At 70.1% G+C, this 20,329-nt stretch carries 22 protein-coding genes; 13 read left to right on the top strand and 9 right to left on the bottom strand.

What is annotated here, in order from left to right; translation table 11 throughout:
• Positions 1 to 28: 28 nt before the first annotated feature.
• From pcaH to ACFUCU_RS04315, 9 genes are read left to right on the top strand one after another with little or no spacing between them, the layout of a single operon-like run.
• The gene (gene pcaH, locus ACFUCU_RS04355; protein WP_377970930.1) at positions 29 to 928 is read left to right on the top strand and encodes a protocatechuate 3,4-dioxygenase subunit beta; all 900 of its coding nucleotides are present in this window, start codon (positions 29 to 31) and stop codon (positions 926 to 928) included.
• Positions 921 to 1,505 carry a protocatechuate 3,4-dioxygenase subunit alpha gene (gene pcaG, locus ACFUCU_RS04350; RefSeq protein ID WP_377970928.1) on the top strand — a complete coding sequence of 195 codons (585 nt, stop codon included), beginning with the start codon at positions 921 to 923 and terminating at the stop codon, positions 1,503 to 1,505. Before pcaH ends, pcaG begins: the two co-directional genes overlap by 8 nt.
• Positions 1,502 to 2,935: a lyase family protein gene (locus ACFUCU_RS04345; RefSeq protein ID WP_377970926.1), complete on the top strand. Its 1,434-nt coding sequence runs from the start codon at positions 1,502 to 1,504 to the stop codon at positions 2,933 to 2,935. Before pcaG ends, ACFUCU_RS04345 begins: the two co-directional genes overlap by 4 nt.
• A complete protein-coding gene (locus ACFUCU_RS04340; RefSeq protein WP_364138242.1) occupies positions 2,928 to 3,746 on the top strand; it encodes an alpha/beta fold hydrolase in 819 nt (272 codons plus the stop codon). Before ACFUCU_RS04345 ends, ACFUCU_RS04340 begins: the two co-directional genes overlap by 8 nt.
• Entirely contained in the window at positions 3,743 to 4,186 is a 444-nt protein-coding gene (pcaC, locus tag ACFUCU_RS04335; protein ID WP_364138245.1) for a 4-carboxymuconolactone decarboxylase, read from the top strand. Before ACFUCU_RS04340 ends, pcaC begins: the two co-directional genes overlap by 4 nt.
• Positions 4,179 to 5,402 carry a thiolase family protein gene (locus ACFUCU_RS04330; protein WP_377970924.1) on the top strand — a complete coding sequence of 408 codons (1,224 nt, stop codon included), beginning with the start codon at positions 4,179 to 4,181 and terminating at the stop codon, positions 5,400 to 5,402. Before pcaC ends, ACFUCU_RS04330 begins: the two co-directional genes overlap by 8 nt.
• Positions 5,403 to 5,405: 3 nt before the next feature.
• Positions 5,406 to 6,065 carry a 3-oxoacid CoA-transferase subunit A gene (locus ACFUCU_RS04325; protein WP_377970922.1) on the top strand — a complete coding sequence of 220 codons (660 nt, stop codon included), beginning with the start codon at positions 5,406 to 5,408 and terminating at the stop codon, positions 6,063 to 6,065.
• A gap of 1 nt (position 6,066) precedes the next feature.
• On the top strand, positions 6,067 to 6,753 hold the full coding sequence (locus ACFUCU_RS04320; RefSeq protein ID WP_377970920.1) for a 3-oxoacid CoA-transferase subunit B: 687 nt from the start codon (positions 6,067 to 6,069) through the stop codon (positions 6,751 to 6,753).
• Between the two features lie 25 nt (positions 6,754 to 6,778).
• Positions 6,779 to 7,600, top strand: coding sequence for an IclR family transcriptional regulator C-terminal domain-containing protein (locus ACFUCU_RS04315; protein ID WP_290257199.1), 822 nt, complete (start codon positions 6,779 to 6,781; stop codon positions 7,598 to 7,600).
• A gap of 43 nt (positions 7,601 to 7,643) precedes the next feature.
• On the opposite strand, the gene ACFUCU_RS04310 is transcribed toward ACFUCU_RS04315, so the two are convergent.
• Entirely contained in the window at positions 7,644 to 8,267 is a 624-nt protein-coding gene (locus tag ACFUCU_RS04310; RefSeq protein WP_377970918.1) for a hypothetical protein, read from the bottom strand.
• 128 nt (positions 8,268 to 8,395) lie between these two features.
• Positions 8,396 to 8,614 carry a hypothetical protein gene (locus ACFUCU_RS04305; protein ID WP_364138256.1) on the bottom strand — a complete coding sequence of 73 codons (219 nt, stop codon included), beginning with the start codon at positions 8,612 to 8,614 and terminating at the stop codon, positions 8,396 to 8,398.
• Between the two features lie 213 nt (positions 8,615 to 8,827).
• On the opposite strand from ACFUCU_RS04305, the gene ACFUCU_RS04300 reads away from it, so the two are divergent.
• Positions 8,828 to 9,823 carry a diacylglycerol/lipid kinase family protein gene (locus ACFUCU_RS04300; RefSeq protein WP_377970916.1) on the top strand — a complete coding sequence of 332 codons (996 nt, stop codon included), beginning with the start codon at positions 8,828 to 8,830 and terminating at the stop codon, positions 9,821 to 9,823.
• A 17-nt stretch (positions 9,824 to 9,840) separates the two neighbouring features.
• Here ACFUCU_RS04300 and mscL read toward each other — a convergent pair whose 3' ends face one another.
• Positions 9,841 to 10,284, bottom strand: a complete 444-nt coding sequence (gene mscL, locus ACFUCU_RS04295; RefSeq protein ID WP_377970914.1) for a large conductance mechanosensitive channel protein MscL — start codon at positions 10,282 to 10,284, stop codon at positions 9,841 to 9,843.
• A 252-nt stretch (positions 10,285 to 10,536) separates the two neighbouring features.
• Here mscL and ACFUCU_RS04290 point away from each other — a divergent pair, with 252 nt between their 5' ends.
• The 3 genes from ACFUCU_RS04290 (at position 10,537) to ACFUCU_RS04280 (ending at position 13,663) form a co-directional block, all read left to right on the top strand.
• Positions 10,537 to 11,565 (top strand): FUSC family protein, encoded by a 1,029-nt coding sequence (locus tag ACFUCU_RS04290; RefSeq protein ID WP_377971328.1) that lies wholly within the window; start codon positions 10,537 to 10,539, stop codon positions 11,563 to 11,565.
• Positions 11,566 to 11,595: 30 nt separating this feature from the next.
• The gene (locus tag ACFUCU_RS04285) at positions 11,596 to 12,372 is read left to right on the top strand and encodes an IclR family transcriptional regulator (RefSeq protein WP_377970913.1); all 777 of its coding nucleotides are present in this window, start codon (positions 11,596 to 11,598) and stop codon (positions 12,370 to 12,372) included.
• A 103-nt stretch (positions 12,373 to 12,475) separates the two neighbouring features.
• The gene (locus tag ACFUCU_RS04280) at positions 12,476 to 13,663 is read left to right on the top strand and encodes a 4-hydroxybenzoate 3-monooxygenase (protein ID WP_377970911.1); all 1,188 of its coding nucleotides are present in this window, start codon (positions 12,476 to 12,478) and stop codon (positions 13,661 to 13,663) included.
• 63 nt (positions 13,664 to 13,726) lie between these two features.
• Here ACFUCU_RS04280 and ACFUCU_RS04275 read toward each other — a convergent pair whose 3' ends face one another.
• From ACFUCU_RS04275 to ACFUCU_RS04250, 6 genes are all read right to left on the bottom strand, one after another.
• The gene (locus ACFUCU_RS04275; RefSeq protein ID WP_377971326.1) at positions 13,727 to 15,565 is read right to left on the bottom strand and encodes an ABC transporter permease subunit; all 1,839 of its coding nucleotides are present in this window, start codon (positions 15,563 to 15,565) and stop codon (positions 13,727 to 13,729) included.
• Positions 15,566 to 15,597: 32 nt separating this feature from the next.
• Positions 15,598 to 16,665 carry an ABC transporter ATP-binding protein gene (locus tag ACFUCU_RS04270; protein ID WP_377970910.1) on the bottom strand — a complete coding sequence of 356 codons (1,068 nt, stop codon included), beginning with the start codon at positions 16,663 to 16,665 and terminating at the stop codon, positions 15,598 to 15,600.
• An 86-nt stretch (positions 16,666 to 16,751) separates the two neighbouring features.
• Positions 16,752 to 17,846 (bottom strand): extracellular solute-binding protein, encoded by a 1,095-nt coding sequence (locus ACFUCU_RS04265; protein WP_377971324.1) that lies wholly within the window; start codon positions 17,844 to 17,846, stop codon positions 16,752 to 16,754.
• 187 nt (positions 17,847 to 18,033) lie between these two features.
• A complete protein-coding gene (locus ACFUCU_RS04260) occupies positions 18,034 to 18,537 on the bottom strand; it encodes a GNAT family N-acetyltransferase (protein ID WP_377970908.1) in 504 nt (167 codons plus the stop codon).
• 133 nt (positions 18,538 to 18,670) lie between these two features.
• On the bottom strand, positions 18,671 to 19,384 hold the full coding sequence (locus ACFUCU_RS04255; RefSeq protein WP_377970906.1) for a histidine phosphatase family protein: 714 nt from the start codon (positions 19,382 to 19,384) through the stop codon (positions 18,671 to 18,673).
• A gap of 42 nt (positions 19,385 to 19,426) precedes the next feature.
• On the bottom strand, positions 19,427 to 20,314 hold the full coding sequence (locus tag ACFUCU_RS04250; protein ID WP_377970905.1) for an endonuclease/exonuclease/phosphatase family protein: 888 nt from the start codon (positions 20,312 to 20,314) through the stop codon (positions 19,427 to 19,429).
• Positions 20,315 to 20,329: the final 15 nt, after the last annotated feature.

The raw sequence follows: 20,329 nt of genomic DNA, 5'->3' as shown, positions 1-20,329 counted from the left end.
CGATCCAGCACCACGAAAGGAGGCTGCAGTGCCTGAAGAGATCAACCGCGAGACGTTCAACGCGGACCCGCTCACCGAAGACGTGTCCGACGCAGCGCCCCAGACCCCGGCCCAACCGGCCGTACCCGCCCTGGACACCGCCGCCGAATCCCAGCAGATCCTCAGCGACGAGATGCAGGCCCTCGGCGCCGCGTACGCCCAGGCCCGTGCCAACGGCGCCACCGCGGAAATCCAGCCGCGGCTGGACTACCCGCCGTACCGCAGCAGCATCCTCCGCCACCCCACGAAGAGCCTGCACCACGCGGACCCGGAGACCATCGAGCTGTACTCACCGGCGTTCGGGCACATGGACGTGCACGCGCTGGAGTCGGACCTGACCATCCAGCACAACGGCGAGCCCCTGGGTGAACGGATCATCGTCTCCGGCAGGGTCCTCGACGGCGACGGCCGCCCGGTCGCCGGCCAGCTGGTGGAGATCTGGCAGGCCAACTCCTCAGGCCGCTACATCCACAAGCGGGACCAGCACCCCGCCCCGCTGGACCCGAACTTCACCGGCGTCGGCCGCTGCATCACCGGCGCGGACGGCTCCTACAGCTTCACCACCATCAAGCCCGGCGCGTACCCGTGGAAGAACCACCTGAACGCCTGGCGCCCCGCGCACATCCACTTCTCGCTCTTCGGCCAGGAGTTCACCCAGCGCATCGTCACGCAGATGTACTTCCCCGGCGACCCGCTCTTCGCCCTCGACCCGATCTACCAGTCGATCGTGGACCAGGACGCCCGGGACCGCCTGGTGGCCACCTACAACCACGACCACACCAAGCCCGAATGGGCGCTGGCCTACAACTGGGACATCGTCCTGACCGGGTCCAAGCGGACCTGGACCGAAAACGAGGCCCTCGGCGCGGAAGGCGACCAGCATGAGTAAGTTGACCCCCACGCCCGGCCAGACGGTGGGCCCGTTCTACGGCTACGCGCTGCCCTACGCCAAGGACCGCGACCTGCTGCCGCCCGCCACCCCGGGCAGCATCCGGCTGCAGGGCACGGTGTACGACGGCGCCGGCCACCCGGTCCCGGACGCCATCCTGGAGATCTGGCAGGCCGACGCCGAGGGCAACGTCCCGCAGCACCCCGGCTCCCTGGTCCGCGACGGGTACACCTTCACCGGCTTCGGCCGCTGCGCCGTCGGCAACACCGGCGTCTTCACCTTCACCACCGTCAACCCCGGCCCCACCGCCCCGGGTGCCGCGCCGTTCATCTCCGTGGTGGTCTTCGCCCGCGGCCTGATGAACCGGCTCTTCACCCGCGTGTACCTGCCGGAGAACGAGGAAGCCCTGGCCAGCGACCCCCTGCTGTCCACCCTGGACCCGGAGCGCCGCCGCACGCTGATCGCCCGGCGCGAGGCCGACGGCGGCCTGCGTTGGGATATCCGGCTGCAGGGCGAGGGCGAGACGGTGTTCCTCGACTTCGAGGCCGGCTCCGAGGGCGAGGGCACCGCGCCGTGACGGCTCCCCTTCCCGACGGCGACTTTGGCCTGCTCAGCCCGGTCTCGGCCGCCCCGCGGGTGACGGCGCTGACCGGCGACCGCGCCGTCCTCGCCGCCATCCTGCGGGTCGAGGCCGCCTTCGCCGGGGTTCTCGAGGAGGCTTCCCTGGCGCCCGCCGGGTCTGCCGCCGTCGTTGCGGCGGCCGCGGGCGTGGACCGCTACGACCTTGCCGGGATCGCGGTCCGCGCCCAGGGCGGGGCGAACCCGGTCATCCCGCTGCTGGCCGACCTCCGGGCCCGGGTCAAGGCCCTGGACACGGAGGGCCTCGGGGCGTCCGCCGCGGTGCACGCGTCCCTGACCAGCCAGGACGTGCTGGACTCGGCCCTGATGCTGCTGGCCTCCGACGCCGTCGCCGAACTCCTGGCCGAGGTGCGGGAATCGACGGCGGCGCTGGCCGGGCTCGCCGAACGCCACCGGGACACCGTCTGCGTGGGCCGCAGCCTGACCCAGCACTCGCTGCCCTACAGCTTCGGACTCCGGGCCGCGCAGTGGTTCGCCGGGCTCGTCGACGCCGCGGCCCGCCTGGAGAGCCTGGAGTTTCCGGTGCAGACCGGCGGCGCCGCCGGCACCCTGGCCGCCGGCACCGCACTGGCCGGCCCCGCCAGCACCCCGTTCGAGCTCTCCGACCGGCTCGCCGCCAGCCTCGGCCTGGACCCGGTCGCTGCACCCTGGCACACCAACCGCCTCGCCGTCACGGCACTGGGCGACGCCCTCACCGCGGTCACGGACGCGGCCGGCAAAATCGCCGGGGACGTGCTGTTCCTCAGCCGGCCCGAGGTCGCCGAGCTGTCCGAACCCGTAGCCCCCGGACGCGGCGGCTCCTCGGCGATGCCGCACAAGCAGAACCCGGTCCTCTCGGTCCTGGTCCGCAGCGCCGCGCTGCAGGCCCCCGCGCTGGCGGCCCAGCTGCACCTTGCCGCCGCCAGCTTCAACGACGAACGGGCCGACGGCGCCTGGCACGCCGAATGGCCCGCGCTGCGCTCCCTGCTCCGGCTCGCCCTCGGCGCCGCCGGCCAGCTGCGCGAGCTCACCGCCGGGCTGCAGGTGCACCCGGACGCCATGCGCCGCAACCTGGACCTCTTCGGGCCGCTGCTGCTCTCCGAGGCCGTCGGCGCCGCCGTCGCGCCCCTGCTGGGGGACGGCGGCCGCGCCCGGCTGCAGGAGGTAGTGGACCGCACCCTGCAGGCGCCCGCCGCCGAGCGGGGCGCCACCTACCGCTCGCTGCTGCGGGAGGCCGTCCCAGCCGACGCCCTCACCGACGAACGGCTCGAGGAGCTGCTCGACCCCGCGAACTACCTCGGCCAGTCCGGCGGGATCATCCGCCGGCTGCTCGACGCCCGGCCCGGCTTCGCTGACCCGGCCCTCCAGAAAGGTGTTTCCGATGACTAAGCCAACCCTCAAGGCCGTCCTGCTCTCGCCGCAACGCGAACTCGGCGACCGGCCCCTGGTGGTGGTGGGGCCCTCCCTGGGGACCTCCACCCTGCTCTGGAGCCAGGCCGGGGGCCTCCTCGGCAACGCATTCGACGTCGTTGCCTGGGACCTGCCCGGCCACGGGGTCTCCCCGGCCGCGACGGAACCCTTTACCGTGGCCGAACTGGCCGACGCCGTCGTCGAGCTCGTCGATTCGATCTCCCCGGGCGCACGCTTCCACTACGCCGGCGTCTCCCTCGGCGGGGCCGTGGGGCTGCAGCTGGGCATCAAACACGGCGGCAGGCTCAAGAGCCTCTCCGTGCAGTGCAGCGGCGCCAGGATCGGCACCCCCGAGGGCTGGCTGGAGCGCGCGGAGACCGTCCGGAACCAGGGCACCCCGGTGATGATCGAGGGCTCCGCCCAGCGCTGGTTCGCGCCCGGCTTCTTGGAGCACGAACCCGAGCGCAGCAGCCGCCTGCTGCACACGCTCAGGGATGCCGACCGGTTCAGCTACGCGTTCTGCTGTGAGGCCCTGGCCGGCTACGACGTCCGCGCCGAACTCGGCAGCATCACCGTCCCCACCCAGGCCCTCGCCGGGGAGTTGGACGAGGTGGCACCGCCGTCGCTCGCGAAGGAAATCGTGGACGGCATCACCGCCGGCGGTGGCACCGCGAACGCCGCCACCCTGGCCGGCGTCGCCCACCTGGCACCCTTCGAGGCCCCCGGGCACGTCGCCGAACTGCTGCGCACCCTCATCACCTGGGCCGAGTCGAACGGGACGGGACAGTGAGCGGCCCGGACCGTCACGGCGTCGTCCAGCCGGAGGCCACCAGCCGCGAGATCTACGACGGCGGCATGAAGGTCCGCCGCGAGGTGCTCGGCGACGCCCATGTGGACCGGGCCAACGCCGCCAAGGACGACTTCACCGAGGACTTCCAGGACATGATCACCCGGATCGCCTGGGGTGGCATCTGGACCAGGCCGGGCATCAGCCGGCAGATGCGCTCCGCCGTGACCATCACCGCGATGGTGGCGCACGGGCACTGGGAGGAGCTGGCCATGCACATCCGGGCCGCCCTGACCAACGGCCTGACCCGGGACGAGATCAAGGAAATCCTGCTGCAGACGGCCATCTACTGCGGGGTCCCGTCGGCCAACACCGCCTTCAAGACCGCCCAGCAGGTGTTCCGCACCATCGACGAGACCGAAGTGGACAAGAACCATGACTGAGGCTTTTCTGTACGACGCCGTACGGACCCCGTTCGGCAAATTCGGCGGCGGCCTGGCCGGCGTACGCCCGGATGACCTGGCCGCGCACGTGATCGGCGAGGCCGTCCGCCGGGCCCCCGGCCTGGACCCGGAGCGGATCGACGAGGTGGTCTTCGGCAACGCCAACGGCGCCGGCGAGGAAAACCGCAACGTCGCCCGGATGGGCACCCTGCTGGCAGGGCTTCCGGTCGGCGTCCCGGGGACCACGGTCAACCGGCTCTGCGGGTCCTCGCTGGACGCGGCGATCATCGCCTCCCGGCAGATCGCCACCGGCGACGCGGACCTGGTACTCACCGGCGGCGTCGAGTCGATGTCCCGGGCGCCGTGGGTGCTGCCCAAGACCGAAAAGCCCTACCCGGCCGGGGACATGGCCCTGGTGTCCACCACCCTGGGCTGGCGCCTGGTGAACAAGCGGATGCGCCCGGACTGGTCCATCTCCCTCGGCGAGGCCACCGAGCGGCTCCGCCAGAAGTACGGCGTCACTCGGCAGGCCCAGGACGAGTTCTCGGCCGCCTCGCACAACCTGGCCGCCGCGGCCTGGGACGAGGGCTTCTACGACTCGCTCGTCGCCGCCGTGCCGGGCACGGAACTGACGCGGGACGAGGGCATCCGCCCCGGTTCCAGCGCGGAGAAGCTCGCCGGGTTGACGACCGTCTTCCGCGCCGCGGCCGACGGGCCCGACGGCGGGACCATCACCGCCGGAAACGCCTCCCCGCTCTCCGACGGCGCGTCCGCGGCGTGGCTGGGCAGCGAGGCCGCCGCGGGGCTGCTCGGCCTGGACCCGCTGGCCCGGATCGCCGGCCGCGGCGCGCACGCCAACGACCCTCAGTACTTCGGCTACGCCCCCGTCGAGGCGGCCAACAAGGCCCTCGCGAAGGCAGGGATCGGCTGGGACCAGGTGGGCGCCGTCGAACTCAACGAGGCCTTCGCCGCGCAGTCCCTGGCCTGCATCAACGGCTGGGGCATCGATCCCGCGATTGTGAACCGGCACGGCGGGGCGATCGCCATGGGCCACCCGCTGGGCGCCTCCGGCGGCCGGCTGCTGGGCACCCTGGCCCGCTCCCTGCAGGCGTCCGGAGAACGCTGGGGCGTCGCCGCGATCTGCATCGGCGTCGGTCAGGGCCTCGCCGTCGTCCTCGAAAACGTCACCGCCGGCGCCAGCAAGGGAGAGGCCTGAGCCATGCTGAACTTCGTAGACACGGTGGCCGAGGCCGTCGCCGGTATCCGGGACGGGTCCACGGTGATGATCGGCGGCTTCGGCAACGCCGGCCAGCCCTTCGAACTCATCGACGCCCTGCTCGACGGCGGCGCCACCGGCCTCACGGTGGTGAACAACAACGCCGGCCAGGCGGACCAGGGCCTGGCGCTGCTGATCAAGGAGGGCCGGGTGCGGAAGATGATCTGCTCCTTCCCCCGCCAGGCCGACTCGTGGCACTTCGACGAGAAGTACCGGGCCGGGGAGATCGAACTCGAACTCGTGCCGCAGGGCAACCTGGCCGAACGGATCCGGGCCGCCGGGGCCGGGATCGGCGGCTTTTTCACCCCCACCGGCTACGGCACCATGCTCGCCGAGGGCAAGGAAACCCGGTTCCTGGACGGCAAGTGGCAGGTCTTCGAGACGCCCATCCACGCCGACGTCGCCCTGATCAAGGCCCTCACCGCCGACGGCAAGGGCAACCTGGTCTACCGCAAGACCGCCCGGAACTTCGGTCCCATCATGGCCGCGGCGGCGAAGCACACCATCGTCCAGGTCTCCGACGTCGTCCCCACCGGCAGCCTCGACCCGGAAAACGTCATCACGCCCGGAATCTACGTCAACAGCATTGTGAAGGTGGCCTGAGATGAGCACGCAGTCAGAGCGCCAGGAGAGTCTCCGGCGCTCCGAAGAGCCCCTGGGCCGGGACGAGCTGGCCCGCCTGGTGGCCCGGGACATAGCCCCCGGCTCCTTCGTCAACCTCGGCATCGGCCAGCCCACCCTGGTCTCCAACTATCTCGAGCCGGAACAGAACGTCACCCTTCACACGGAGAACGGCATGCTGGGCATGGGTCCCGAGGCCACCGGGGGCCAGATCGACGGAGATCTGATCAACGCCGGCAAGATCCCCGTCACCGAGCTGCCCGGCGCCTCCTACTTCCACCACGCGGACTCCTTCGCGATCATGCGCGGCGGCCACCTGGACATCTGCGTCCTCGGCGCCTTCCAGGTCTCCGGGGCCGGGGACCTGGCGAACTGGCACACCGGCGCCCCGGACGCCATCCCGGCCGTGGGCGGGGCCATGGACCTGGCCACCGGGGCCAAGGACGTCTTTGTGATGATGACCCTGCTGACTCGCGACGGCGTCTCCAAACTGGTCGAAACCTGCACCTACCCGCTCACCGGGATCGGCTGCGTCACCCGCGTCTACACGGACAAGGCCGTCTTCCTCATCGGGCCCGACGGCGTCACGGTGCGGGAGACGTTCGGCTGTACCCTGGCGGACCTGCAGGCCGTGGTACCCGTGCCGCTGACCGCGGCCGGGCCGGAATGACGGGCCGCGCAGATAGGGTAGGGCGGTGACTCAAAAGCCGAACCCGTCCCCGGCCGGTGCCACGGAGGCGCCCGCCGCGAGCGACCAGTACGTCCAGTCGCTGGCCCGCGGCCTGGCCGTCATCCGCTCCTTCGACGCCGAGCACCCGCAGATGACGCTCAGCGAGGTGGCCGCGCGGACGGACCTGACCCGCGCCACGGCCCGCCGATTCCTGCACACCCTGGTGGAGCTGGGCTACGTCCGCACCGACGGCAAGGACTTCGCGCTCACGGCCAAGGTGCTGCAGCTCGGCTACGCGTACCTCTCCGGCCTGTCCCTGCCGCAGATCGCCCAGCCGCACCTGGAGGAGCTCTCCTTGGCGCTCGGCGAATCAACCTCCGCGGCTGTGCTGGAGGGCCAGGACATCAGTTACGTAGCCCGGGTGGCTACGCGCCGGATCATGACCGTCGGCATCACCGTGGGCACCCGGTTCCCCGCCTATGCCACCTCGATGGGCCGGGTGCTGCTGGCCGCCCTCCCGCCGGAGGAGCTGGCGCGCTACCTGGACACCGCGGATCTGCGACCGCTGACACCGCACACCATCGCCGACCGCGCCGGGCTGGAGGCCGAACTCGCCACGGTCCGCGCCCAGGGCTGGTGCCTGCTGGACCAGGAACTGGAACTCGGGCTGATGTCCGTGGCCGCGCCGATCCACGACGGGCCGAAGGTGGTGGCGGCGATCAACGTGTCCCTGCAGGCCCAGGCCGTCGCGGCCCGCCCGGACCCCGCAGCGTACCTCGACTCGGTCCGCGAGGCCGCCGTCGCCACCGCCGAACTCATCTCGGCGGACCTCTCCGCGAAGAGCTGAGCCGCGGGCTTGGCGCGCGGACTGAGTCGCCGGGCGAGGGGTTCTAGACCCGGCGGGACCGGGCGAAGAGCTGCCGCAGCGTGAAGGAGGAGCCCAGCGCGCTGAACAGCAGCATCATCAGGAATTCGCCCTTGAGGTCCTGCACCAGCGGCGGATTGCTCGTGAGGTTGTAGCCCAGCAGGTCCCAGGCTCCCGGTTCGAAGAGCAATCCGAAGGGCTGGTCGCCGATATATTCGGCCACATCCAGCCAGATGCTGCCGAAGAACGCCAGGAGCATGGTCAGCGCGGTCACGCCCAGCACCACCCAGGCCCCGCGCCGGGTCACGGAGCCGCCCCGGCCACCGGTGCTGCCGGCCAGATAGAGCCGCGCGGCGCCGGCCGCCGTCACGAACGACACCAGAGAGGCCATCCAGCCGAGCTTCCAGAGAGCCAGCCACAGCACGACGCCGGCAGGGACCACCGCCAAGGCGAAGACGGTGCCGCGCACGGCGTGCTCGAGTGTCTCGGTCCGCGGGCGGGGCAGCGGCAGGGCCGGCAGCAGCGTGTGCCGGCGGTCCGCCGAATCCGGCCATGGCGCGCCGTCGGGCCATCGCTGGCCGTAGCGGGGCTCCGCCCCGAGGTTCGTCAGTGAGTGTTCGTGTGCGTCGGAATCCGCGCGCTCGGTCATCATTCCCCCAAATGAGATGAGTCTTCCGGCCACATCGGGCCGCTAAATCCCGCCCAGTCTGGCACATACCTTGGACAAAATACGGATTCCCGGCGGATTGTTTCCCCGTCGCCGGGCCGGGGCCCGGATTACGCGGTGGAGACGGTGATGGTGACGCCCTCGTCGTCGTCACGGATCTGCAGTTGCAGCGGCCGGTTTACCAGGGTGGTGTGCATGTCCTCGCCCCCCTCGGGATCGAGTTGTTCGGCCAGCCGGGTCAGCGCCAGCGCCATGGCCCGGCCCCAGTCGTGGGGATCCCTGCTGGAGGCTTCGGCTTCCGCCGTGTGATGGTCCTGGTGTTCGGTCATGTGGCCGCCTTCCGCGTCCGAAGCGCACACGCCCCGGAGGTTCCGGGGCGGCATCCGGCCAGGCCGGCACGCTTCAGTCCTTGAACACGGTCAGTGTACTGACCATCCGAGCGGTGCGTCCACGATTCCGCGCCCCCGCTGTGCGGGATAGCGGGGCGGCGCGGATAGGATTTCACTGCGGGAGCCATCCCGCCACGCTGCCCGAAGGACGACATGCCACAGAACAATGCCGCGACCCAGGCCACCCCGGCCCCGGAGCATTCCGCACAGACCAGCCCGGCAGGGGACGCCTCGACGACCCGCCGCGCCGCCGTCGTCATCAACCCGATGAAATCCTCCGGCGAGGACTTCAAGACCGCCTTCTATGACCTCTGCGAGTCGGAGGGCTGGGCCGAACCGCTCTGGCTCGAGACCACCGCCGAGGACACCGGCCTGGGCCAGGCGCGGGAGGCCCTGGAGGCCGGCGTCGACGTCGTCATCGCCGCGGGCGGGGACGGCACCGTCCGGTGCGTCGCCGAGGTCCTCGCCGGCACCGGCACCCCGATGGGCCTGGTGCCGATGGGCACGGGCAACCTGCTGGCCCGCAACATCGGGGTCGACATCACCGACCCGGTCGCGGCCAGCCGGGACGTCCTGGCCGGTTCCGACATCAAGGTCGACGTCGTCAAGGCGCGGCTGGACCACGGCGGGGACGAGCAGCTGTTCCTGGTCATGGCCGGACTGGGATACGACGCGGCCATCATGGCCAACACCGTCGACGAGCTCAAGGACCGGGTGGGCTGGCTGGCCTACGTCGAGGCCGGCATCCGGCACCTGCCCGGCAAGCCGGTCCGCGCCCGGATCAGCGTCGACGGACAGCAGCCGGTCCGGCGCCGCATCCGCAGCGTCATGGTGGGCAACTGCGGCAAGATCACCGGCGGCATCGAGGTGTTCCCGGACGCCAAGATCGACGACGGCATCCTGGACGTCCTGATCCTCGCCCCGCAGGGCCGGCTCGGCTGGTTCAGCGTGCTGGCCGGCATGTTCGGCCGCAAGAACAACAAGAACAAGGCCGTGGAGTACTTCGTCGGCAAAACCGCGGAAATCAGCCTCGACCAGGAGCAGGAATTCCAGCTCGACGGCGACCACATCGGCAAGGCCAAGCACCTGAGCGTGGCCGTCGAGCACGAGGCGCTGACCATCCGGATGACGAAGGCCGCGCAGGCCTAGCGAGAGGCGCCTGGCCGCTAGCGGGGCTCGGCCGGGACGTCCCGGGAGTCGCGGGACGCCCCGGCCACCACCGTCAGCAGGTCCCGGATCTCGGCCAGCAGGGCCGTGTCCGCCGGGAGCGGCTTCTCCTCCGGCTCCGCCGTCGCGAGCCGGTTCTTGACCATCCTGTTGATCCGGTTCATCGGCGCCACGAAGATGAAGTACACCACCGCCGCGGTGATCAGGAAGGTGACGAACGCGGTCAGCACCGCGCCCACGTTGACGAACGTCTTCTCGTTGCCCGGCCAGATGTGGAAGCCGAGGCCCTGGGCCTCCACGCCGCCCGCGGCCGCGATGATCGGGTTGATGATGTTGGTGGTGAAGGCGGTCACCAGGGCGGTGAACGCGGTACCGACGACGACGGCGATCGACAGTTCGATCACGTTGCCGCGCAGGATGAAGTCCTTGAATCCTTTGAGCATGGGGTCCTCCGGGAATGCTGCCGTACGGGTGTTTCAACCGCTCGACGCTACCACCGGAAGCACGCTCCGGGTCTTCCGTTGATCGGAAATTGAGGCGGCGGCGGGGACCTTCCGGGCGTAAGCTCGTCAGGGATGCCAGTGCCGCCGTCGTTTCACCGAATGGCAAAGGAAGGCCCCTCACACCCCGTGCATCCCTCATCCGCCGCGGACCGCCGCGCACCGTTCGCCGACTTCTTCGCCATGTTCTTCACCATGGGCCCGGCCAACAAGGACCACCACCCCGCGCTCCGCTGCGCCGTCGGCGTCTTCGTCCCGCTGATCACCCTGGTGCTGCTGCAGCGGCTGGACCTGGCCATCTTCGCCTCCTTCGGCGCCTTCGCCGGAATCTACGGACGTAACGAGCCGCACGGCCGGCGGCTGGTGCTGCAGCTGCGCGCGGGAACGCTGATGCTCGCCGTGATCCTGCTGGCCGCCCTGACCGCGTACGCCGGCGCGCTGCCCGCGTTCACGCCGGCCGGGCGGATCTGGCTGCAGGTTGCGGCGACCACCTTGGTGGCCGGCGCCTGCTCGCTCATCGTCTCCCTGTGGCGGCTCCGCCCGGCGGGATCCCTGTTTCACATCTTCGCCTTCGCGGCGATCGCCTCCGTCCCGCACCAGCCGCCGCTCTGGCAGGGCATGCTGGTGGCGGTGCTGACGGTCGCCTTCTCGCTCCTGGTGGGCATGTCCTCCCGCGTGGTTCCCGGCCGGCGGCGGCCGTGGAACTGGTCCGCCCCCGTCCGCCTGACCGGGCCGGAGCGTCGTGCGGCGTGGCAGGAGGCCGTCGGTTACCTCGTGGCCGCGGGCCTGGCCGGGATCCTGGCCACGGTGATCGGCCAGCGCCTCGGCATCGGCCACAACTACTGGGCCATGGTGGCCGCCGTCGTGCCCCTGGTGGGCCACACCACCCGGCACCGGATCAGCCGCGGCCTGCAGCGCATCCTGGGCACCGCCCTGGGCCTGGCGCTGCTCGCGGCGATCCTGCTGCTGCAGCCCGAACCCTGGCTGACGGTGCTGGTGATCGCCGCCTGCCAGTTCGGTGCGGAAATGTTCATCGCCCGCCAGTATCTGGTGGCCCAGCTCTTCGTCACGCCGCTGGCCCTTATCTCCACCCTCCTGGTGGCGCCCGTCCCGGCCGGCGTGCTGCTCCGGGACCGGCTCTTCGAGACCGTAATCGGCGCCGTGGTGGGCGTCGCCGTCGTCCTGGCGCCCGCCCTGTGGCGGCAGTGGAAGACTGGTCGCTAGCAGGAAACGTCGACGGCGGGAGCGTGGGGCATGGCCAATTCCGAATCGGGTGATTCGGTGGTGGACCGCGTGGTGCGCCTGCTGGAGGCCATCCCGGAGGGTTCGGATGCGCTGCAGCTCTCCGAACTCGCCGCCCGCGCTGGGCTGCCGCTGAGCACCGCACACCGCCTGATCCGGCAGCTGGCCGGGCACGGGCTGCTGGAACTCGGTGCCGGCGGGTCGGTCCGGCTGGGGCTGCGGCTCTGGGAACTGGTAAACCGGAACTCGCCCACCCTGGCCCTGCGCCAGGCGGCGATGCCGTTCATGGAGGACATTCAGCAGGTGCTGAACCAGAACGTGAACCTGGCGGTGCTGGACGGGGCGGAGGCCCTCTTCGTCGAACGACTCTCCCGGCGCGGCTCGGTGGCGAACCGGGCCAAGGTGGCCGGCCGGATGCCCGTGCACCTCTCCTCGGCCGGGCTGGTGCTGATGGCTCACCAGCCGCCCGCCCGCCAGGCGGCGTACCTGCGCGACTTCGCCGATCCCGCCGGGAAGGTGGGTGTTGCCGGGCTCCGCTCGCTGCTGGCCCAGGCCGCCGCCCAGGGCTACGCCGAGCTCTCCGGCGTGGTGGATCCGGACACGTGGGGCATCGCGGTTCCGGTCCGGGACGCCCGGAAGCGCGCGGTGGCCGCGCTCGGCGTCGTGGTTCCCGTGCGCGAGATGCGGCTCCAGGCGCTGTTACCCGCGCTGCAGACCGCCGCGCGGGGCATCGGCCGGCGGCTGGGGGAGACCCGCGCATCCTCGATCCATTCAACGGAACAGGTGTAACGCCGGTCACGCCCGTGCGGCACACTGGGAGGCAGTGATGATCCGGTCTGTGCGCCGCGCCCGCCCCGGGCCCGCCCGGACCCCGCAACGAAGCGAGGAACCCATGGCACGGCACGTCGTCCGCACGCAGGTGGCCATCGTCGGCGGCGGCCCCGCCGGCCTGATGCTCTCCCACCTTCTGGCCAGGGAAGGGATCGAGTCCACGGTGGTGGAGCTGCGCAGCAGGCAAGAGATCGCCGAGACCGTCCGTGCCGGGATCCTGGAGCACGGCACCGTCAACCTGCTGGTGGACGGCGGTGTTTCGGACCGGGTGCTCACCGACGGGGACCGGCACGACGGTATCGAGCTGCGCTTCAACGGCGAGAGCCACCGCATCGACTTCCATGACCTGGTGGGAGAATCGGTGTGGCTCTACCCCCAGACCGATGTCTTCAAGGACCTTGCCGCCCGCCGCGAGGCCGACGGCGGAGACGTGCGCTACGGAGTCACGGACACGGCCATCCACGACCTCGACGGCGACCCCCGGGTCTGGTTCACCGACGTTGACGGCACCGAGGTGGAGCTCCGGGCGGAGTTCATCGTCGGCGCCGACGGCTCCCGCAGCCACTGCCGCGGGCAGATCCCGGAGGCGCACCGAAAGTGGTACTTCCACGAGTACCCGTTCGCCTGGTTCGGCATCCTGGCCGAGGCACCGCGTAGCTCGGAGGAGCTGATCTACGCCAACTCGGAGAACGGCTTCGCGCTGATCAGCCAGCGCACCGAGACGGTGCAGCGGATGTACTTCCAGTGCGATCCGGGCGAGGACGTCAACAACTGGAGCGACGAGCGGATTTGGGAGACCTTCCGCAGCCGGGTGAACGGCAACGGTTTCGAGCTCAAGGAAGGTCCGGTGCTGGATAAGACGGTGCTGAAGTTCCGCAGCTTCGTGCAGGCCCCGATGCGCCACAAGAAGCTGTTCCTGGCCGGGGATGCCGCCCACACGGTGCCGCCCACCGGGGCGAAGGGCCTCAACCTCGCCATCGCTGACGTCCGGGTGCTGTTCGAGGGACTGGACAGCTACTACAAGACCGGGTCGGAGGCTCTCCTGGACCGCTACAGCAGCCGCGCCCTGGACCGGGTGTGGAAGGCCCAGCACTTCTCCTACTGGATGACCTCCATGCTGCACACCCCCGAGGGTGCGGACGACTTCGCCCGGGCCCGGCAGCTGGGCGAGCTGAACTCCGTGGTGTCCTCCCGGCACGGCCGCGCCTACCTCGCCGAGGCCTACACCGGCTGGCCGTCGGCGCGGTAGGACGGCGTCCCGGGGCGCGGCCCGGGGCAACCCGCTCAGGGCAACCCCTTCGGGCCAGTCGGCTTAGGGCAGCCGGGCCGGCTCCTCCGGTTCGTCCGCCAGCACCGCCGGAGCCCCCGCCGGGGTTCCGCCCGGTGACACCGGCCCGGCGGCCGGGCCCGGCTGCCCGGACGCCGGCACCGCCGCGGCCGGAGCCCGTCCCGGCCGCCTGCTCCCTTGACCCGGCTTCCGGCCGGCCCGGCCGTACACCAGGTACATCGTCAGGCCCGTGATCACCATCAGCAGGACGGTGTAAACGAAGGTGTTGGCGACCCCCTCGACCCCCTCGGCGCCGTCGGTGTTGGCCTTAATGATGAGGCCCAGGGGCTGGTACAGCGGGTGGGCCAGGAAGATGGCCGTGTCGTAGTCATCGAGCATGCTGTTGAAGTTCAGCGCGGTCACAGCGGCGGCGGCCGGGAGCACGATGGGCAGCAGGATGCGGCGGAAAATGTAGAGGGTCCGGGCACCCATGAGACCCGCCGCCTCCTCCAGGGAGGTATTGACCGCCGCGAAGGACGCCTTGAGCATCCGCAGCGTGAAGGGGATCTTCACCGTCACGAAGGCGATCAGCAGGATCACCGTGGTTCCGGTCAGCACGGCGCCGCCCACCAGCGGGTTCGGATGGTCGTAGCTGAGGATCAGGCCCAGCGCCAGCAGCGCGGCAGGCAGGATCCAGGGGATGTGCAGGAGGTACTCAAACGCGGTGCTGACCCAGTTGCGGTACTTCTGCAGGGTCCTGGCCACAAACAGCAGTCCGCCCACCGCAATGACCGCGGCGAGGGCGCTGTACGTGATGCTGATCAGGAACGGCCGCAAACCCGCGGGCTGGGTCAGCACCCTGGCGTAGTTTTCCAGGGTCAGGCTGCCGGGGTCCAGGCGCCCGGACTGGATCGCGGCGCCGTCGGCGAAGGAATACAGCACGATCAGGACCACGGGCAGGACGTACACGGCGAACAGCAGGTAGGCGATCGCGTGGACGACGGCGTTCGCCGCGTGGTTGGTGATCTGCTGCTTCTGCAGGCCCGCGGAGACCTTGGAGACAGAGAAGTAGGTGCCGCCCTTCTCCAGCCGGGTCATGATCGCCAGCATCACCATGGTGGCCACCCCCAGGATGAGGGCCAGCAGGGCGGCGAGGTCCCGTGAGGTGGGGCTGTTGGTGAAGGTCAGGATCATCGGAGTGATGGTCTGGAAGTCGCGTCCGCCCAGGACCTGAGGCGCGGAGAGGGCCCCGAGCCCGGTCAGGAAGGACAGCACCGTCACCGCGAAAAGAGTCGGCTTGAGCATCGGCAGGACGATCCGCCGCAGGATGGTCCACGTGGAGGCGCCCATGTTCTTGGCGGCCTCGATGGTTTGGTAATCCACCCCCTTGAGGGCGTTGGTCACGAACAGCATGTGGTTGGTGGTGGTCGCGAACGTCATCACGGCCAGCACGGCGAAGAAACCCGAGAACCAGCCGCGGTCCAGGTCCGGAATCACCGAGGCCAGGAAACCGGTGACGATTCCCTTGTCGCCATAGATGAATTTGTAGCCTGCGGCGAGCACGATGCCGCCGTAGATGAACGTGGTGGCGTAGCCCAGGAACAGGATGCGGGAACCACGGATCTTGAAGTACTGGGTGACGAGGACGATGAAGATGCCCACCACGTTGACGGTGATGGAAAGCGCGACGGCCAGGAGGAAGCTGTTGCCGAGGGATTTCATGGCCCGCGGCGAGGAGAACAGTTTCTCTGCGGCACGGCCCGAGAATTTTCCGTCGGGGAAGAACGTCTGGACCAGGACATTGGCGTTGGGCCAGACGAGAAACGCCGCAATGAACCAGGTCAGGATGATCCCGGCAATCAGGACCGCCGGAGACCGCAGCATGCTCCGGGGGCTGCCGGCGGTACTGGACCGGGTCACGGCCGGACGGCTTCCCGCTGGGGGACGTCCAGGGACGCGCCGGTCCCGGGATCGTACTGAAGGACGTGGGCGGGCTGGACGTACACGGTGGCCCGTCCGCCGGTGGTGGGGTGCGCGCCGCCGTCTTCCCGGACCAGGAGGCGGAGCTCCGAACCGAGGCAGTCGACCACGTAGCGGCTGTGCAGGCCGTGGTAGGTCCGGGAAACGACGGTGCCCTCGACGGCGGCCGCCTCGCCGTCCGCTGGCCGTTCCAGGGAGGCCTTCTCCACCCGGAGGTACGAATTGGCGGCCGGGTCGAGGGCCGCGGACGGGGACTGCCGGTTCAGTTCGGCCACGAAGGCGGGACTGAGCCGTGAGCTGTCGCCGATGAAATTGCAGACGAACTCGGTGGCCGACTGGTCGTAGATGCTCTGCGGCGTTCCCACCTGCTCCACGACGCCCTTGTTGAAGACGGCGACGCGGTCGCTCATGGCCAGGGCCTCATCCTGGTCGTGCGTGACGTAGACGGTGGTGATGCCGAATTCGCTCTGCAGGTCCTTGAGCTGCTGACGGAGCTGATGCCGAAGCTTGGCGTCCAAATTCGAGAGCGGTTCGTCGAGCAGCAGGATCTTGGGCTGGAGGACCAGGGCCCGGGCGACGGCGACGCGCTGCTGCTGGCCGCCGGAGAGCTCTGCGACATTTTTGCCGAGCTGTTCCTCGGAAAGATCCACGCGCCGGGCGATGTCGCGGACCAGCCGGTCGCTTTCCGCCCCTTTCTCTTTCCTGACCCGCAGGCCGAAGGCGATGTTTTCCCAGACGCTCATGCTCGGGAACAGCGCGTAGTTCTGGAAGACCATACCGACCTGGCGCTTGTCGCTGGGCAGCCGGGTCACCGCTTTGCCGTCGACGTAGACGTCGCCTGCGGTGGGATCGATGAAGCCGGCGAGGGTGCGCAGCGCGGTCGTCTTCCCGCAGCCGGAGGGTCCGAGGAGCGTAAAGAACTCGCCCTGCTTCACGTCCAGGTTCAGCCCCGGGATGGCGGTGAAGCCGCCAAAAGTTACCTCGATGTTTTCAAAGCGGATCATGGCATCTGTCTTTCCTGCGGGATCGGAAAACCTGGGGTTAAAGCGGGTGGGCCGGCCCGGTGGAGCTGCCGGGCCGGCCCCGGGGGTCAGCTCATGTATTCGAGTTCGATTTTCTCGACCCACTTGCCCATGTTCGCCTGGACGAATCCCCAGTCGATGTCCTGCTGCTTGAGGTTCTTGAAGAAGTCGACCACCTCGGGGTTGGCCTGGGCCGCCGCCTTCGTGTTGACGGGCATGGCGTTGAACTTCTGGGCGAACTGGCCCTGGGTCTCGGCGCTGCCGAACCAGTTGATGAACTTCAGCGCCTCGTCCTTCTTCTTCGACCCCTTCACGAGCGCGACTTGTTCGATCGCGAGCGGCACGCCGACGGACGGCATCACGGTGTCGACCTTGACGTTGAAGGACTTCTCCCGGTCGGGAATGATCGAGGAGGGCATCTGGCCCATGTCCGTGTCACCCGAGGCGATCCGCGCGAAGAGATCCGTTTTGGCGACGGCCGGGGTGCCGTTCTTGAAGTAGCCTTCGATCTGCTTCCAGCCCTCGTCCGAGACGCCCAGGTCGCCGCCGTCGTCCTTGTAGCGGTTCAGGATGCCGGCGAACACCAGCTGTGCGGTGGCGGTTCCCAGCCCGGTCACGCGTTCGTAGCGGGACTTGAACTTGTCCTGGGTCCACAGGTCGGTCCAGTCCTTGGGGGCCTGGTCCTTGCTGTACTTGTCCGAGTTGTAGCCGAGCAGGATGGCCTGCTGGACCAGCGGCCAGTACGTCTTGGAGTCCGACTTGTCGCCCTTGGCGGGGTCAACCTCGCCGGACCAGGAGGGCGTGAACGGCTCGATCGCTCCGGCGGCCTTGACCTGCTCGAAGTACATGTTGTTCAGCCCGAAGGCGACGTCGGCCACCGGGTTGTTCTTCTCGGCGATGAGCTTGTTGGTGGCGTCGGCGCCGCCGGCCCCGACGATCTGGATCTTGAAACCGGCCTCGGCGGCTTTCTGGGTCAGCCAGTCGCCGCGCCCCTCGCCGTTGGAGTTCGTATAGACGACGAGTGTTTCCCCCGACGGCGGCCCGGAGGGTGCGGTAGCGGGCGGTCCGGCGGGGGCTGCCGATGAATTCCCGGGGGCCGCGGCCCCTGAGCCACACCCCGCGAGGAGGCTGACGGCGATGGCGGCGGCGAGCATGGTCTTCATCTGGCGCACGGGCGGACTCGTTTCGTATCGACGTTAGGGCATGGTCGGGCCAGCCTATAGCCGCCGACGGAGGAAATGGGCGCTTATGCCTAACGAATCGATAAATCCGCCGGCCATGGGTGTCGAGTCTTGCCGACGGAACGGAACGCTTCGGGCCCGGGGGATGAATCCCCCGTGAACAGCAGGATCAGGCCATCGCAGTGTGGGCCGCGCTGTGGGAATCGATGGCCTTGGCGTAGCAGAAGGAGTGCTCCACGCCGATGTAGGGCCCGAAATTCGGCACCGGGGCGAACCCCGAGTTTGCGTAGAACTGCCGGCCGTCGGTCTGTACCGAGCCCGCCTCCGCCGTCAGCCTGGTGATGCCAAGGGCGTGGGCGTGGCCCTCCAGTGCCGCCAGGATGGAGCTCGCCACCCCCGAACCGCGGGTGTACGGCAGGACGTAGAGGCGCTTGATCTCGGCGGTCCGGGAGTCCAGGAGGCGCAGCCCGCCGCAGCCCACCGGCTGGCCCGAGCCCTTGTCATAGGCGACGAGGAACACCGCCGAGTCCGACTCGGAGGGTACCGGGCCCGGCTCGTGGTCCGGGCGGCCGAAGCGTGCGTCCAGTTCGGCCTGCTGGGCGGCCCGGAGGTCTGCGCCCACGGGGTTGGCCCAGGGCACCTGCCTGATGTGAAGCCGCGGGTTGGTCTGCATCGTTGCCTCGTTTCACCGAAGGGTTATGCAGTCCAAGGCTAGGAAGCGGTGGTTTCCACGGTGTTTCCCGCAGGTAAGGGATGGGAGAACTTGGGGCGGTGACGGCGCGGAGGGCGTGGAGGCCGAACGGACCTCAGGCGGGGCCGCCGGCCGGGTCCTCCGCCGTCGGGTCGGCCAGGGCCAGGCCGCCCACGGGGCTGCCGTCCCAGTGGACCATCCGCCAGCCTTCCGCGGGGCCGCCCTCCAGGGCCACGATGCCGGTGTTGGCCAGCACGTGCCGGGCCGCGAACCCGGCGTCGACGTTCTCCGCGCGCAGGGCGGTCCAGACCCGGATTGCCGCGCCGTGGCTGACGACGGCGACCGTGCCGCCGTCGTCCATGCTCCCGTCGTCCGTGCTCCCCGGGGACGCCCCGCCCCGGGGCCCGGCAGCTGCCGCCGCGATCCGGTCGACGGCGTCGTCGAACCGGGCCAGGAAGTCGTGGCCGCTGGGTCCGGTCGGCATCCGCCGGTCCAGCTCGCCCGCGGCCCAACCGAACACCGTGCCGAGGTAGCGCAGGTGGGACTCCCGGTCGGTGAGCTTCTCCAGCGCGCCCGCCTCGATCTCGTGCAGCCCGTCCAGGACCGTGACATCGAGTCCGCGGCGGCCGGCCAGCGGGGCGGCGGTCAGCTGGGTCCGGATCAGCGTGGAGGCGTAGAGCCGGCTGATTTCCAGCCGCACCAGGGAACGGGCCAGGGCCTCCGCCTGCCGTTCGCCCAGCTCGGTCAGGCCGGGGCCGGGATGCGCCGTGTCGAGCTGGCCGAGCACGTTGCCCGGCGTCTGGCCGTGCCTGATCAGGAGGAGCCTCATAGCCCGAATTTTACCGCCGCACCCTGCGAGGGGAGCCGGGCGTCAGGGGATGAGGACGGTGGCCTGGATCGGGGCGTGGTCGCTGGGGTAGCGGTCGTCGAGGCGGAAGGTGTTGACCGCCGCGTCGGCCACTTGGATGCCGGGGGTGACGGCGATCCAGTCGATGCGGCTCTCGCCCACCACCGGGTCCTTGTAGTTCGGGAAGGTGCCGTACGCCGGGGTGAGGTGCCGCTTGGCGACCAGCCAGGAGTCCCGGAACGGGCCGCCGTCCACCAGGGTGGAGTATGCCCCGGAGGCGCCGGCGCGGGCGTTGAAGTCGCCCATCACCACGGTGGGCAGCCCGGGTTCGAAGCGGGCCGTGTGGTCGATGATGGCCTCGGCGCTGCGCAGCTGGGCGTTCTCCGACTCGTGGTCGAAGTGCGTGTTGAGGACCATCAGTTCCCGGCCGGTGCTGCTGTCCTCGAACCGGCCCCAGGTGGCGATCCGGGTGGTGTCGTTGCCCCAGGTGGCGGATCCCGCGACGTCCGGGGTGTCCGAGAGCCAGAACTGGTCCCAGGCCTGCAGCAGCAGGCGCCGGGAGTTGTAGAAGATGCAGGAGTACTCACCGCGGCTGCCGCCGTCGCGGCCCTGTCCGATCATCCGGTAGTGGTCCGGGAGCGCCTCCTCGATCACCGCCAGCTGGTGCCCGAGGCCCTCCTGGATGCCCAGGACGTCCGGGAGTTCCTCGGCGAGCACGGCCTGCAGGGCCGGCGCCCGCTCCGGCCAGTAGTCGGCCTGGCCGGGGAGGGTGTGGTTGGTATCGCAGCGGATGTTGAAGCTCATCAGGCTCAACGCGGCGTCGTCCGCCCCCGGAGATTCGGGGGCGTCCGGCGCCAGGGGGTCCGGGTCGGTCAGAACGGTCCGTGCGGTCGACGCTATGTCGCTCGGCAAGGGAGTCTCCTCGTG

Origin of the sequence: Arthrobacter sp. NPDC057259 (genome assembly GCF_042668995.1) — a bacterium.
Lineage (GTDB): Bacteria > Actinomycetota > Actinomycetes > Actinomycetales > Micrococcaceae > Arthrobacter.
This window is presented reverse-complemented; position numbering and strand designations above follow the sequence as displayed.

Bases quoted from the DNA above. Each gene is read 5' to 3' on its own strand.
- ACFUCU_RS04340 (WP_364138242.1), top strand. From the start codon at position 2,928: ATGACTAAGCCAACCCTCAAGGCCGTCCTGCTCTCGCCGCAACGCGAA.
- ACFUCU_RS04265 (WP_377971324.1), bottom strand. From the start codon at position 17,846: ATGAAGACCATGCTCGCCGCCGCCATCGCCGTCAGCCTCCTCGCGGGG.
- ACFUCU_RS04320 (WP_377970920.1), top strand. From the start codon at position 6,067: ATGAGCACGCAGTCAGAGCGCCAGGAGAGTCTCCGGCGCTCCGAAGAG.
- ACFUCU_RS04325 (WP_377970922.1), top strand. From the start codon at position 5,406: ATGCTGAACTTCGTAGACACGGTGGCCGAGGCCGTCGCCGGTATCCGG.
- mscL (WP_377970914.1), bottom strand. From the start codon at position 10,284: ATGCTCAAAGGATTCAAGGACTTCATCCTGCGCGGCAACGTGATCGAA.
- ACFUCU_RS04270 (WP_377970910.1), bottom strand. From the start codon at position 16,665: ATGATCCGCTTTGAAAACATCGAGGTAACTTTTGGCGGCTTCACCGCC.
- ACFUCU_RS04290 (WP_377971328.1), top strand. From the start codon at position 10,537: ATGGGCCCGGCCAACAAGGACCACCACCCCGCGCTCCGCTGCGCCGTC.
- ACFUCU_RS04305 (WP_364138256.1), bottom strand. From the start codon at position 8,614: ATGACCGAACACCAGGACCATCACACGGCGGAAGCCGAAGCCTCCAGC.
- ACFUCU_RS04260 (WP_377970908.1), bottom strand. From the start codon at position 18,537: ATGCAGACCAACCCGCGGCTTCACATCAGGCAGGTGCCCTGGGCCAAC.
- ACFUCU_RS04330 (WP_377970924.1), top strand. From the start codon at position 4,179: ATGACTGAGGCTTTTCTGTACGACGCCGTACGGACCCCGTTCGGCAAA.
- ACFUCU_RS04285 (WP_377970913.1), top strand. From the start codon at position 11,596: ATGGCCAATTCCGAATCGGGTGATTCGGTGGTGGACCGCGTGGTGCGC.
- ACFUCU_RS04255 (WP_377970906.1), bottom strand. From the start codon at position 19,384: ATGAGGCTCCTCCTGATCAGGCACGGCCAGACGCCGGGCAACGTGCTC.
- ACFUCU_RS04280 (WP_377970911.1), top strand. From the start codon at position 12,476: ATGGCACGGCACGTCGTCCGCACGCAGGTGGCCATCGTCGGCGGCGGC.
- ACFUCU_RS04310 (WP_377970918.1), bottom strand. From the start codon at position 8,267: ATGACCGAGCGCGCGGATTCCGACGCACACGAACACTCACTGACGAAC.
- ACFUCU_RS04275 (WP_377971326.1), bottom strand. From the start codon at position 15,565: ATGCTGCGGTCTCCGGCGGTCCTGATTGCCGGGATCATCCTGACCTGG.
- ACFUCU_RS04300 (WP_377970916.1), top strand. From the start codon at position 8,828: ATGCCACAGAACAATGCCGCGACCCAGGCCACCCCGGCCCCGGAGCAT.
- pcaG (WP_377970928.1), top strand. From the start codon at position 921: ATGAGTAAGTTGACCCCCACGCCCGGCCAGACGGTGGGCCCGTTCTAC.